The sequence below is a fragment of the Micromonospora ferruginea genome, assembly GCF_013694245.2.
Lineage (GTDB): Bacteria > Actinomycetota > Actinomycetes > Mycobacteriales > Micromonosporaceae > Micromonospora > Micromonospora robiginosa.
In genome coordinates, this window is the sequence record NZ_CP059322.2 from 3,403,172 (window position 1) to 3,416,223 (window position 13,052).

Annotated in this window: 14 protein-coding genes; 10 read left to right on the forward strand and 4 right to left on the reverse strand. The window is 75.3% G+C overall.

Annotated elements, in window-relative coordinates:
* Positions 1-8 precede the first annotated feature (8 nt).
* Positions 9-911 carry a hypothetical protein gene (locus tag H1D33_RS14565; protein ID WP_181567554.1) on the forward strand — a complete coding sequence of 301 codons (903 nt, stop codon included), beginning with the start codon at positions 9-11 and terminating at the stop codon, positions 909-911.
* Between the two features lie 23 nt (positions 912-934).
* Complete coding sequence (locus tag H1D33_RS14570; protein WP_246411360.1) at positions 935-1,618, forward strand: Pr6Pr family membrane protein; 684 nt, start codon at positions 935-937, stop codon at positions 1,616-1,618.
* A gap of 7 nt (positions 1,619-1,625) precedes the next feature.
* Here the strand turns inward: H1D33_RS14570 and H1D33_RS14575 are convergent, their stop codons facing one another.
* On the reverse strand, positions 1,626-3,683 hold the full coding sequence (locus tag H1D33_RS14575; protein WP_181567553.1) for an amylo-alpha-1,6-glucosidase: 2,058 nt from the start codon (positions 3,681-3,683) through the stop codon (positions 1,626-1,628).
* Positions 3,680-4,063 carry an SCP2 sterol-binding domain-containing protein gene (locus H1D33_RS14580; RefSeq protein WP_181567552.1) on the reverse strand — a complete coding sequence of 128 codons (384 nt, stop codon included), beginning with the start codon at positions 4,061-4,063 and terminating at the stop codon, positions 3,680-3,682. Before H1D33_RS14580 ends, H1D33_RS14575 begins: the two co-directional genes overlap by 4 nt.
* A gap of 138 nt (positions 4,064-4,201) precedes the next feature.
* Here H1D33_RS14580 and H1D33_RS14585 point away from each other — a divergent pair, with 138 nt between their 5' ends.
* The gene (locus H1D33_RS14585) at positions 4,202-5,182 is read left to right on the forward strand and encodes a glycoside hydrolase family 88 protein (RefSeq protein WP_181567551.1); all 981 of its coding nucleotides are present in this window, start codon (positions 4,202-4,204) and stop codon (positions 5,180-5,182) included.
* On the opposite strand, the gene H1D33_RS14590 is transcribed toward H1D33_RS14585, so the two are convergent.
* Positions 5,166-5,675, reverse strand: a complete 510-nt coding sequence (locus tag H1D33_RS14590; RefSeq protein ID WP_181567550.1) for a mycothiol transferase — start codon at positions 5,673-5,675, stop codon at positions 5,166-5,168. The genes H1D33_RS14585 and H1D33_RS14590 overlap by 17 nt on opposite strands.
* A 214-nt stretch (positions 5,676-5,889) precedes the next feature.
* Between H1D33_RS14590 and H1D33_RS14595 the strand changes: the two genes are divergently transcribed.
* The 7 genes from H1D33_RS14595 (at position 5,890) to pip (ending at position 12,214) form a co-directional block, all read left to right on the forward strand.
* On the forward strand, positions 5,890-6,993 hold the full coding sequence (locus H1D33_RS14595) for a hypothetical protein (protein WP_181567549.1): 1,104 nt from the start codon (positions 5,890-5,892) through the stop codon (positions 6,991-6,993).
* 29 nt (positions 6,994-7,022) lie between these two features.
* Positions 7,023-7,850, forward strand: a complete 828-nt coding sequence (locus H1D33_RS14600) for an MEDS domain-containing protein (protein WP_181567548.1) — start codon at positions 7,023-7,025, stop codon at positions 7,848-7,850.
* Entirely contained in the window at positions 7,847-8,809 is a 963-nt protein-coding gene (locus H1D33_RS14605; RefSeq protein WP_181567547.1) for a sensor histidine kinase, read from the forward strand. The genes H1D33_RS14600 and H1D33_RS14605 overlap by 4 nt, the downstream gene beginning before the upstream one ends.
* A gap of 119 nt (positions 8,810-8,928) precedes the next feature.
* Complete coding sequence (locus tag H1D33_RS14610; protein ID WP_181567546.1) at positions 8,929-10,440, forward strand: hypothetical protein; 1,512 nt, start codon at positions 8,929-8,931, stop codon at positions 10,438-10,440.
* Positions 10,441-10,542: 102 nt separating this feature from the next.
* Positions 10,543-10,758 carry a hypothetical protein gene (locus tag H1D33_RS14615; protein ID WP_181567545.1) on the forward strand — a complete coding sequence of 72 codons (216 nt, stop codon included), beginning with the start codon at positions 10,543-10,545 and terminating at the stop codon, positions 10,756-10,758.
* A gap of 82 nt (positions 10,759-10,840) precedes the next feature.
* Positions 10,841-11,215, forward strand: coding sequence for a hypothetical protein (locus H1D33_RS14620; protein WP_181567544.1), 375 nt, complete (start codon positions 10,841-10,843; stop codon positions 11,213-11,215).
* Between the two features lie 42 nt (positions 11,216-11,257).
* Positions 11,258-12,214, forward strand: coding sequence for a prolyl aminopeptidase (gene pip, locus H1D33_RS14625; protein WP_181567543.1), 957 nt, complete (start codon positions 11,258-11,260; stop codon positions 12,212-12,214).
* A 9-nt stretch (positions 12,215-12,223) separates the two neighbouring features.
* Here pip and H1D33_RS14630 read toward each other — a convergent pair whose 3' ends face one another.
* Complete coding sequence (locus H1D33_RS14630) at positions 12,224-12,979, reverse strand: hypothetical protein (RefSeq protein WP_181567542.1); 756 nt, start codon at positions 12,977-12,979, stop codon at positions 12,224-12,226.
* Between the last annotated feature and the right edge of the window lie 73 nt (positions 12,980-13,052).

A 13,052-nucleotide genomic window follows, 5' to 3' on the forward strand; every position in this document is an offset into this window, starting at 1 on the left:
GTCACGAGATGGACGCATCCCGCCTGGACGAGGAAACCGTCGAGCGACTGCTCGACGGTTCGCGCGGCGGCGGGTCCGCCGGCCCCCGGGCGCTCGTCGAGTGCCTGGACGCCGTCCGGGCCGGGCCCCGGCCCGGCGAGCTGGCCGGCGAGGCGGCCGCGGTCACCGAGTTCCGGGCGGCCCGGGCGGCGGCTCACGTGGGCGTCGGGCAGGCGGCGGGCGGATCCGTTCGCCGGCCGACCGCCGACGTCGGCGTGGACGGCCGCCCCGCTCGACGTCTCGCCACCCTGCTCAGCGTCAAGCTCGCCGGCGCCGCCCTGATCGCGACGCTCACCGGCGGTGTCGCGCTGGCCGCCGCGACCGGAACCCTGCCCGGCACCACCTGGGACGAGACACCGTCGGCCGACCGCACCACCGCCGGCGCGCCGCCGACCAGCGGCCCGCCGCGCACCGCCCGCCCCACCCACCCGGGCACCGGCCCGACCGCCGGGGCGCCCGACCTGTCGACGCCGGCCGGGCTCTGCGTCGCCTACCGGGCCGTCACCGAGGGCGAGCGGGGGCGCGCCCTCGACGCGCCGGCCTTCGCCGGCCTGGTGGCGGCCGCCGGCGGCCCGGCCCGGGTGCCCGGCTACTGCACCGCGCTGCTCGACGCCTCCGGCTCGCCGGTGGGTCCGACCGGCCGCCCGAGCGGTGGCCCGCCCACCGGGCCGCCGACCCGGAGCGTGCCCGACCCGGGCACCGGCGGACCGCCGTCCGGCACCGCCGCCCCCGAGTCCAGCGCCGCCCGCACGCCGGCCGCCCCCACCGCCGGCACCGCCCGGTCACCGGCCGGCCGGCAGTCCGGCTCCGCGAGACCGCCGGGCCACTCCGTGCCCGGGTCGAACGAGCCGACCGGCCGGCGCGCCGGCTGACGACCGGCTGGTAACTTGCGCCGATGACCCCCAGGCGTCGCCGCGCGGCGATCCTCCTCCGCCTGGCCGTGGTGCTCGGCGTGGTGGCCGGCGTCGTGCTCACCGCGCTCGGCCCGGCCACGGTGACCGGCCTGCTGCCCTACTTCACCATCCAGAGCAACGTGGCGGTCGGCGTCCTCGCCGGCTACGCCGCCTGGTGCGCGGCCCGCGACCGGCCGGAGCCGCCCAGCGTGCTGAAGGGCGCGGTGACCCTCTACATCACCATCACCGGCACGGTCTACCACCTGGTGCTGGCCAACCCCGCCAGCCCGTTCGCGATGACCCAGCCGCACCGGGAGCCGGGCGAGTGGTGGGGCAACCAGCTCCTGCACACGGTGGTGCCGCTGCTCGCGGTCGCCGACTGGGCGCTGTTCGACAGGCGCGGCCGGCTGCGCCCCCGGTACGCCGCCTGGTGGTTGGCGTTCCCGCTGGGCTACCTCGGGTTCGCGCTGGTACGCGGGCTGGTCGTGCACCGCTACCCGTATCCGTTCCTCGACGCCGGGCAGCTCGGCTACGACGGCGTCGGGATCAGCGCGCTCGGGTTCGCCACCGTGTTCTGGCTGCTCGGCCTGCTCCTCGTGGGCGTCGACCGTCTGCTCTCCCGCCGCCCCCCACGAAAGGAAGTGCCCCCGGTCGACGCCTGCGACAAGGCGGGGGCACCCTCTTGACCGGCGCTCAGGCGGCACGCAGGCGCCGGCCGGCGTCCCGTTCCCGGCCGTACGCGTCGGTGCGGCCCCACCGGCCGGGCACGTCGAGCAGCTCGATCCGGCCGTAGCCGGCGGGGATCGCGGGGTCCACCAGCAGGTTGTCCGCGCACGGGCGCAGCCCCAGCATGGTCGCGAGCAGCATCAGCAGGCCGCCGGAGGCCCACGACTGCGGGCGGCCGGCGGCCGGTAGCTGCACCGGGTACTTGGTGAGTCGGCGCGGGTAGCCGGCGATCACCTCCGGGACCGACCCGCCGAGCGTCTCCGCCGCGGCGAGCACCCCGGCGGCGACCTGCGCGGCCTCGGCGTCGTAGCCGTAGCGGCGCAGGCCGGCGGCGACCAGCGCGTTGTCCGACGGCCACACCGCGCCGAGGTGCGCGCCGACCGGGTTGTACGGCCGCTGGCCCTCCGCGTAGGTGCGCACGCCCCAGCCGGAGAAGAGGTCCGGCCCGCAGAGGTGCGCGGCCAGCGAGTCGGCCCGGTCGGGCTCGACGATCCCGCTCCACAGCAGGTGCCCGAGGCCGGAGGTGAGCGCGTCGACCGGCTGCCCGTCCGGGGTGATCGCCAGCGCGTAGTAGCCCCGCTGCGGCAGCCAGAAGTCCCGGTTGAACCGTTCCCGCAGGCAGGCCGCGTCGGCCTCCAGCCGCTCGGCGTACTCCGGGTCGTCCCAGAACTCGCGGGCCAGCCGGGCGCCCCGGATCCGCGCGTCGTAGGCGTAGCCCTGGAGTTCGCAGGTGGCCCGCGGGTAGGGCGGCTGGACGCCGTGCCGGTCGACGATCGCCTCCGGCGAGTTGCGCCAGGTCTGGTTGGCCACCCCGTTGGTCGTGTTGCGCGGCTGGTAGCGCAGGTAGCCGTCGCCGTACGGGTCGCCGTACTCGGTCAGCCAGTCCAGCGCCATCCGGGCCGGGTGGCGCAACTGCCGGACCAGGTCGGCGTCGCCGGTCCAGCGCTCGTACTCGTCGAGCAGGACGACGAAGAGCGGGGTGGTGTCGGCCGCGCCGTAGTAGAGCGCGGTGGGCTCGTCGCCGAACGCCGCCGCCTCGCCGTACCGCAGCTCGCCGAGGATCTTGCCGGGCTCCTCGTCGTGGTAGTCGTCGAGCTGCCCGCCCTGGGCCAGCGCCAGCATCCGCAGCGTCGCCGGGGTCAGCTCCGGCGTGAACGGCAGCGTCGCCAGGCAGGTGACCAGCGCGTCGCGGCCGTACAGCGTCATCGCCCAGGGCAGGCCGCCGACCGGCACCCGCTCGGCGTACGCCAGCGGGGTGTAGCGCAACGCCGCCAGGTCGGTCAGGGCCTGCCGGTACGCGGCGGCCAGCGGTTTGCGGTCGGCGACCAGTTCCGGCGCCTGGTCGAGCCAGCGGGCCAGGTCGTCGCGCATGGACCGCCGGACCTGCTCCCGGTGGGAGTCGATGTCGGACCGCAGGTCCCGTTCCCCGGCGCCCTGGATGACCATGCTGACGTGCAGGTCGGTGCGCCAGGCGCCGTTCGGCTCGACCCGGATCCGGAACGTCATCCCCCGCTGGTCGACGTCGACCGGGGCGGTGCTGGAGACGCACGTCTCCCGGGTGAACCGCCCGCGCCGGTGACGGATCCGCAGCTCGTGGTGCTGCGGGTCGGTGGTGGCCGTCGGCCGGCGCGGACCGGGGTGGCGGATCTCGGCGGTGTCGGCGAAGTCGCTGCCGATCTCCATCCGCACCGTGAAATCGGCGGGCTCGGCGGCGTGGTTCAGCACCGTGAGCTGCTCGTGGAATCCCTCGTCGAGGCAGCGGTGCCGGATCACCGAGACGTCGGCGTCGACGTAGTGGCTGGCGGCGCCGGGCACCAGCACGAAGCGGGTCTCGAAGTAGGTGAGGTCGTCGCGGGAGAGCGCCTGCAACCGCTCGCCGTCGACGGTGAGCACCCAGCGGGACAGGAACCGGGTGTCGAAGGAGAACAGGCCGATCGGCGCGCACGGGTGGGCTTCCATGTCGCCCTGCGCGTCGCCCATGGCGAAGGCGTTGCCGGCCAGGACCGAGACCAGTTCCTGCTTCACCGGGGCACCGGCCGGTAGGGGACGTCGGCCACGTCGCGGGGGTGCCGCGCGTCCGGCGGGCCGGGGAAGAGCCGGCGCAGCGTCATCAGCAGCCGCAGGTTGCCCTGCCCGGCCAGGTCGTTGCGCAGCAGCGCCGCGGCCAGGTGCAGGCGTCCGGCGGCGATCCGGTCGAACACCTCGCGGTCGGCGCGCACCACCAGGTCGGCCTCCTCGGCCGAGCGCTCCACCCGGACGTCCTGACGGTCGATGGTCAGGTACCAGTGTTCGGTCCGGCCGCCCTCCCGCATGTCCAGCCGGACCGTCCCGGACGTGGTCTCGGGCAGCTCCGGGTGCCGGCCGGCCGCCGCCCGGGCCAGGTGCTCCGCGGCCGATGTGCTCATCGGTGCCTCCCTCGTCCCGTCACGGTGGCGGACCGGTGTGCACGGCGTCGCCCGTGCCGCAGCGTTCCCGCCGGCCGGGTGAGTCCAACTCACCCGGACCGGGTGAGACGGGCCGGCGGACCGGGTACTCCGACGGGCATGTCGACCATCGGGGACGCCACCACCGAGCGGGTGCTGTCGGCGCTGCTGGCCATGCAACGGGAGTCCTGGGAGCAGGGCCTCACCGGGCAGGCGCTGCTCGACCTGGGCCGGCCGGAGGCGGCGTTGCTGGTCGCGGACGCCGCGGTGACCCGGCAGCGCCCGGACGGCCGGCTCGGTGAGTTCGCCGGCTCGGTCGGCGCGGTCAACGGCGCCGCCTGCGGCGAGGTGGTCCGGCACGCGGCGACCACGACCGGGGAGCCGAGGTACGCGGCGGCGTTGGCCGCGCAGCTCGACTGGCTGACCCGCCGGGCACCCCGGGACGCCGACGGCACCCTGTTCCACCTGCTCGACAGCCGCCAGGTGTGGGCCGACACGGTCTACATGGTGGTGCCGCTGCTCGCGCTGGCCGGTCGGACCGAGCTGGCCGCCGCCCAGGTGGCCGGGCACCGGCGCCGGCTGCACGACCCGGGCACCGGCCTCTACGCGGCCCGCTGGGACAGCGACCGGGGCGAGCTGGACCGACCGCAGCCGTGGGGCACCGGCAACGGCTGGGTGGTCGCCGGCATCGCCCGGGCGCTGCGCCTGGCGCCGGGCTGGCCGGCGGGGGTACGCGCCGAGCTGGCCGGGCACGCCGAGGAGGTGCTGACCGCCTGCCTGCGCCACCGCACCGCGGACGGCCTCTTTCCCGACGTGCTCGACGACCCGGGCACGTTCACCGAGGCCAACACCGCCCAACTGCTCGGGTACGCGGCGCTGACCGGGGTGGCCGACGGTTGGCTGCCGGCGGCCTGGCTGGACACCGGGGCGGAGTTGCTGGCGGCGGCCGGCCGGCGGGTGGACCGGCTCGGTCGGGTCACCGGCGTCAGCGGGGCGCCGGACTTCGCCGGCCCGGGCACCTCCCCCGAGGCGCAGGCCTGCCACCTGCTCGGGCGGGCCGCGCTGGGGCGGGCCCGGGCGGCGGTCAGTCCCGCCGGATGAGCCCCCGCACGTACGCGGCCTGCCCGGCGTGCTGCAGGTCGTCGTCGAGCACGCTGACCAGCCGTACGCCGAGGGTGACCGGCGGGTCCCAACTGTCGTCGACGACCCGGTCCAGGTCGGCCGGACCGAGTCCGCGCAGGTACGCCAGGCTCCGCTCGACCACCGCCCGGTGGTAGTCGAGCAGCACGCCGCCGTCGGACGGTCGCACGGCGGCGATCTGCTCGGGGCCGTGGCCGTAGCCGGTGTCGTCCGGGTCGGGGCGCAGGCCGCACCGCTGCGCCCAGTCGCCGGTGACCCAGAGCTGCTCGGCGCCGAGCAGGTCGGCGACGTGGTGGTCCTGGATCCGGGTCAGGTGCCAGACCAGCCAGCCCACCGGGTTCGCCCCGTCGGCCGGCGCCTGGCGCAACTGCTCCGGGTCGAGCCCGTCGAGCGCCCCGGCGACGAGGTCCGGCAACCGCCCGTACGCCTCGGTCAGCAGATCGTTCACGTCCACGTGCGCCTCACTCCCCCACCGTCTCGTGTCGTCCCCCGGGCAGTACCGCCCAGCGTGCCCGGCAAACCCGTCCGCCGGGTTTCGCACCATCTGCGGTGGCCCGTGGCGATCCGCGCCGAACCAGGGCAAGCTGGTAAAAGCGCAGGTCAGAGCCATTCTGGCCACCCGAGGACGTGCGGCCGGAGCGCACCGAACACGTCCGAAGGAGTACGCCATGGCCGCACCCGTCATCCGTTCCGTCACCGCCGACGCCCCCGTCCTGCACCCCGGGCAGTCGACCACCGTGCGGGTCGACGCCTACCACCCCGACTCCCGGCTGCTGACCTTCTCCGGCCGGGTCAGCGACCCCACCGGGACGGCCTGGGACGGCCCGGTCCGGGTGGACCTGAGCGTCCCGCTGACGATCCAGCTCGCCAGCGCCTCGCCCGGCGTCACCGTCACGGCCGGCGGGTCCGACCCGACCCGCTTCACCGTCACCGTGCTGGCCGGCCGGGGCACGGTGACGCTGACCGCGACCGCGCGCGACGGCGCCGGGCGCACCGGCACGGGCAGCACCACGCTGACGGTGCCGCTGCTGGTGGGCATGAGCGCCGAGAAGGGCGCGCGGACCCAACGGGTCGTCGCCGACTACCCGGGCATCCGCTACATGCGCGACTTCGGCACCGACGGCCCCGACGCCGACGCGCTGCCGGAGCTGCCCGCGCTGAACGCGGGCAAGTTCGTCGACGCGCCGTCGGCCGTCATGCACGTCTCCTGGAAGGACGACGTCGAGCAGTTGACCGGCTGGCTCGACGGCGTGAGCCGGCCGATCTACCTGACCTGGTACCACGAGCCGATGGGTGACGTGCCCCCGGCGACGTACCGGGCGACCGCCAGCCGGGTGACCCAGATCGTGGCCGCGCACCGCAACCGGCGGTGGGTGCTCGGGCACGGCCCGATCGTCACCCGCTACTGGTTGGACGAGGGCGGCGGCAACCCGACGGACTGGGGCTATCCGGGCATGACGCACTACGGGGTGGACTGCTACTCGCGGGACACCGCGGCGTACTGGCCCGCCTCCCGGATGTTCGGGGTGGCCCTCGGCAAGGTGCGTGCCGCCTATCCGGGGATCCGGCTGCTGGTGCCGGAGTACGGGCTGAGCCGGATCACCACCGACCCCACCGGCGCGGGCCGGGCCCAGACGATCCGGGACCACGTGACGTGGCTGCGTCAGCAGAACGACGTGGACGCGATCGCGTACTGGAACAACTGGGCGGAGTTCGAGTTGGGCGACCCGCCGCTCGAGGCGACGGCCTGGCGCGGCCTCCAGCTTCCCTGAGCCTAGAATGGCCTGATGAGGCGGAGCCGGTGACCGGCGGGAACGGGACGGACCGGGGCCACGCCCACGTCTGCCTGGTCTACGACGACCCGGCCGTGCTGCACGCCCGGGCGGTCGCGGAGGTCGGCGCCGGCCTCGCCGCGGGCGAGCAGGTCTGGCTGGTCGGCTCGGAGGAGCCGGACGCGGTGGCCCGCCGGCTGGCGTCGGTGCCCGGCTTCGTCGCCGCGCGGCGGGCCGGCGCGGTGCGGCTGTTCCGGGTCGACGAGGCCTACCGGCGGGACGAGGTCGTCGACCCGGAGACGCAGGTCCGGGCGTACGTGCGGGCCACCGACGAGGCGCTGGCCGCCGGCCACACCGGGCTGCGGGTGCTGGCCGAGGCGACCGACCTGGTCCGCACCCGGGCCCAGCGCGACGCGTTCGCCCGCTACGAGCACCGCGTCGACCACTGGATCCGGCACCGGCCGATGTCGGCGGTCTGCGCCTACGACCGTCGGGCGCTCGGCGACGCGGCGATCGCCGAGCTGGCCTGCCTGCACCCGCGGACCAACGCCGACGTGCTGTTCCGGCTGCACGCCGGTGACGACGACGCGGTGCTGGCGCTCACCGGCGAGGTGGACCCGACCGACGAGCACCTGTTCGCCACCGCGCTGGAGCGGGCCGACCCGCGGCCGGTGGCCGGGCGGCTCGTCCTCGACGCGACCGACCTGCGCTTCGTCGACCACCGCGCCCTGCTGCGTCTCGGCGAGCACGCCCGCCGCCACGACGCGGTCGCGGTGCTGCGCACCCGCCGCCCGGCCACCGCCCGGCTGGTCGAGCTGCTGGACCTGGCCGAGGTGCGCGCGGAGGTGGTCCGATGAGGACCGGTGCGGCCGCCGGCCACAAGGGCTACTTCCACGAGGCGCTGCTCTACTACGACGACGACGAACTGCTGGCCGTGGTGCTGCCGTTCCTGCTCGGCGGGATCGAGGCCGGTGAGCGCGCGGCGGTGAGTTTCGGTGACCACAACGCCGAACTCCTCCGCCGGGCGCTGCCCACCGGCGCCGACGTCACCTTCCTGCCCGGCGGCGACGTCTACGCCCGGCCCGCGGCGGCGATCCGCGCCTACCGGGAGTGCCTCGGGTCGTTCATGGTGGGCGGCACGACGCAGATCCGGATGGCCGGGGAGCTGCCGCCGCTGCTGCTCGGCGCGACCTGGGACGCCTGGGCCCGCTACGAGTCGGCGATCAACCACGTCTACGACGACTTCCCGCTCTGGGGCATCTGCGCCTACGACCGCCGGATCGCACCGCCACACGTGCTGGCCGACGTGACCCGGACCCACCCCCGCCTCACCCGGCCGGGCGACGTCCACGAGCCGACCGGGGTCTACGCCGAGCCGGACAGCTATCTGGCCGACTGCCGGCCGGCCCTGCCGGACCCGCTGCAGCACACCGCGCCGGTGGTCGAGCTGGTGGACCCGACACCGGCCCGGGCCCGGGAGGCGGTCCGCGCCGCCGACTCCGGCCTGCTCCCGCCGGACGACGTCGACGACCTGGTGATGGCCGTCAGCGAGGTGGTGTGCAACGCGCTGCGGCACGGGACGCCGCCGGTGCGCCTGCGACTGTGGCGCGCGCCGGACCGGATGGTGGTGACCGTGCACGACCGCGGTCCCGGCCCCAAGGACCCGTACGCCGGGCTGCTGCCGGCGGGCGACGGGACCGAGGGCGGCCTGGGGCTGTGGATCAGCCACCAGAGTTGCGACCACGTGACCCACCACCGGGACGCCGACGGTTTCACCATCCGACTGACGGCGGGGAATGCGCACTTCCCGGTCTGACCGTCCGACCGACCGGCGGGCCGGGGGCGGGGCGGGCTCGACGGCGCGCGCGGACACGGTACCGTTGCGCGTCATCGTGCCCTGTGGCGTGGCGCTGGCGAACCGACGGAGGATGGCGCATGTCCAACGCTGAGGAACCGTTCGCACCCCACGACGACGTGTCCGCGCGCCCGCGGTTCGACCAGGCGCTGCGCGGCTACGACAAACGTCAGGTGGACCGCTACGTCGAGCAGATGGACGGCGAGGTCGGCTCGCTGAGCGTCGCGCGCGACCGGGCGTACGCGCAGGTCCGCGAATTGACCGCGCAGATGCAGCGGGCGCAGGCCGAGGCGGTCGAGCTGCGCGACCGTCCGACGGCGGTGGACCGGGCGTCCTTCCGCGACCTCGGCCCGATGGTCGACCAGATCCTCGACCTGGCCGAGAAGCAGGCCGGCCAGATCACCGAGATGGCCGCCAAGCGCGCCGACGACTTCTCGGCCCAGGCGGAGAAGGTGCTGGTCGCGGCGCAGGAGCAGGCCGCGCGGGACCGGCGCGAGCTGGAGGAGGAGCTGTCCACCCGCCGGGCCGAGCAGGAGCGGGCGGACGAGGAGCGGCGGGCCACCGCGCAGGCGGAGCTGACCGCCGTGCGGGAGCTGGCGGAGAAGCTGCGCGCCGAGGGCCAGGCCGTGCACGACCGGGCCCAGCAGGAGGCGAAGCGGATCACCGAGCAGAGCACGCAGCAGGTCGAGCAGGCCCGGTCCGCGTCCGAGGCGCTGGTGAAGGCCGCACGCACCCAGATCCAGCAGGAGGTGCAGGCCAACCGCAGCAAGGCCCAGCAGGAGCTGGCCCAGTGGCAGGCCACCATGGCCCGGGAGCTGGACGAGCGGCGGGCCGCGGCCGAGCAGGAGCTGGCCGACCGGGCGGTGGCCGCCGAGCGGGACATCGCCGCGCTGGTCGCCGAGGCCCAGCAGTACGCCACCGAGGTGCGCGAGCGGGCCGACCTGGAGAACGCGACGCACCAGGAGCAGCTCGCCACCGTGCAGCGCGACATCCAGCAGCGTCAGGAGACGTTGACCCAGCTCAAGGCCGAGCTGGAGACCGTCGATCAGCAGTTGGAGCAGACCCGCGGGGAGATCGCCACGATCGAGCGGGACGGTGCCGAGCTGGAGGAGCGGCTGGTCGTCGTACGCCGGGACCTGACCGCGGAGACCAAGCGGCTGGACGAGGCCCGGCGCGCGGCGGAGCTGGCCGAGCAGCACGCCAAGGAGACCCGGGCCCGGGTGCAGCGGGAGGCGAAGCGGGTGGCCGACCTGGCCGCGGCGGCGGTGATGGCGGCCGCCGCGGGTGGCGGCGAGACCGCCGAGTACCCGCAGGTGGCGGCGCGTCTGCTCGGGCCGGCGGCAGCCGAGCCGCTGGTCGGCGGGCGGTCCGAGAACGGCCGGCCCGAGCACGAGCCGTCCGAGACCGAACGGTCCGACACGGAGCAGGCCGGGGCCGAACGGTCCGAGGCGGAGCGGCCCAGCGCGGAGCCGTTCATCGAGCGGCTGGACGGGCCGAGCTTCGACGCGTTCGCGGTGCGCACGCCGGCGCCTCGCCCGGTGCCCGAGGCGGAGAACACCGGCCCGGACACCACCGTCCGCACCCCGGCCTGAGCAGCGCCGGAGATCTTGGTACGGGATGGCCCCCGGAGGGGCACTCCTATACCAAGATCCCTCTGGGCCGGAGGGATGGATGGCGAATCCTGACAGGTGGACGTGGCACGTCGGGCAGCCGGCGCAGGCTCCCGGTGGAGCGACCGGATCCGCGACGAGCAGTCGACCCCGGCGGCCGGGAACGGGGCGGATGTCGACGACGGTGAGCTGGTCGCGCTCTTCACCGCCGAACTCGCCCGCCTCGACAGCCGGATCGCGTGCATGAGCCTGAGTCGCGACGCGGTCCGGCGGCACCTGCGGCTGCGGACCGACCACTGACCCGGCCACCCTTGTCAGTCGCCTTTGCCATATGCAAATATGTGGATCAATTTGCAGGCACGGCTCCCGGGGGTTGATGGGCATGCGCAGAGCTTCCTCGATCGGCGCGGCGTTCCTGCTGGCCGTGGCCGCGGCGGGTGTCGCGGTGGTGGGCGGGGCCGCTCCGGCCAGCGCGAGCTGCTCCCACTCCCACTCCAACATCGACAACAAGTTCGGCCAGCTCTTCAACGCCACCAACGTCAACATCCGCAGCGGCCCGCACACCACCTGCGGCTCGCTGGGCTACGGCCAGCTCTCCCACAACGTCGACTTCCACTGCTTCGCCAGCGGCGACCGGGTCAGCGCGAACGGGCACACCACCTACACCTGGACCTACCTGCGGGACACCACGACCGGGGTCTCCGGCTGGGTCGCCGACGCCCTGCTCGACAACCTCGGCGGCAACGTCGCCTGCTGAGCGGGCCACGCGACGCCCGTTCGGCGGGCACAATCGGCGGGCATGACCGACGTCCCCCTCCACCCGCCCGTCGAGCCGTACGCCACCCACCGGATCCCGGTCGGTGACGGCCACGTCCTGCACGTGGAGGAGGTGGGGCGGCCGGACGGCGTACCCCTGGTCTTCCTGCACGGCGGGCCGGGCGGCGGCCTGGTGCCGGCGGCGCGGCGGTTCTTCGACCCCGGCCGATTCCGCGCGGTGCTGTTCGACCAGCGCGGCGCCGGCCGCAGCACCCCGTTCGGCGAGGTGCGCGCCAACACCACCGGGCACCTGGTCGCCGACCTGGAGACGATCCGACGGCGCCTGGGCGTCGAGTCGTGGCTGGTGTTCGGCGGGTCGTGGGGCGTCACCCTCGGCCTGGCGTACGCCCAGGCCCACCCGGACCGGGTCACCGGGCTGGTGCTGCGCGGCGTGCTGCTGCTGCGCCGCGCCGAGCGGGACTGGTTCTACCAGGGCGGCCTGCGCCACCTGCAACCCGAGGAGTGGGACCGGTTCGTCGCCCCGATCCCGCCGGCCGAGCGTGACGACGTGCTGGCCGCCTACCACCGCCGGCTGCACGGCCCGGACGACGACGAGGCCCGGGCCTGCGCGCGGGCCTGGGGCCGGTGGGAGGCGGTGAACTCGTCGCTGCGCCCCGACCCCGAAACGCTCGACCACTTCACCGACGACGGGCGGGCGCTGCCGATCGCCCGGATCCTGTCGCACTACGCGGTGCACGGCGGCTTCCTCACCGAGGGCCAGTTGCTCGACGGGGTGGACCGGATCCGCCACCTGCCCGCCGTGATCGTCAACGGCCGCTACGACCTGTGCTGCCCGCCGGCGTCCGCGTACGACCTGGCCCGCCGGTGGCCGGAGGCGGAGCTGCGGATCGTGCCGGACGCCGGCCACTCGGCGACCGAGCCGGGCATCGCCCGGGAGCTGCTGCGCGCCGTCGACCGGGTCGCCGACCGGATCGGCTGACCCCGCACGTCACCGGGCCAGCAGCTCCCGCACCGCGCCGCCGATGACCGGGTCGACCGGGAAGCGGGCCTGGAGCCAGTCGAGCATCGCCCGGGCGGCGGCCCGGTTGTGCAGGTAGCCGGGGACCATCTCGGCCAGGGGCAGCACCTCCGGCGGGTACGCCTGCTCGACCCGGCGGCTCGGGTCGAACGGGTCCCGCCGGTGCCCGCCCGGCTCGGTGAGCCGGACCAGGGCGAGCGCCCGGTCCACCGCGTACGTCTGGATGAACCGGGCCGCGGTGAGCCGCTCGCCGCGCAGCTCGCGGTGCAGGCCGACGTAGAGGTTGGTGAGCGCCTCGTTGAGGTGGAACTCGACCGTGTCGTACGGGGTGGGAGGCGGGGCCGGCGCGCCGGCGTCCGCCAGACCGGGCGGGGCGTCCGGGCGCTGCCAGACCACCCGGGCGCCGGTGAACGGCAGCCGGGACAACTCGGCCACGGTGAAGACGGCGTACTCGACGAAGATCCCGTCGGCGTAGCGCGCCTTCCGCCCGTTGCGCTCGTTGGCGAAGCTGTAGGCGACCGGGCAGGGCGCGGCGAGCCAGTCGGTCTCCGCGACGTAGCGGGCCACCGCGCCGTCCGCGACGACGAGGAAGAAATCCAGGTCGGAGTGCTCGTCGAGCCGGTCGTGGTCGACGCCGGCCGAGCCGAGCCCGAGCAGCGCCACGGTGTCCGGGCGGACGGCGAGGTGGGTGGCGAGGTCGTCGAGCCGACGCAACATCGGGTGCATGCCGTCGTCCCTTCCGGGAAAAGAGTCGACGTTTCAGCCCGTGCGGCCCTGCACCGCCGCCGGGGTCGCGACA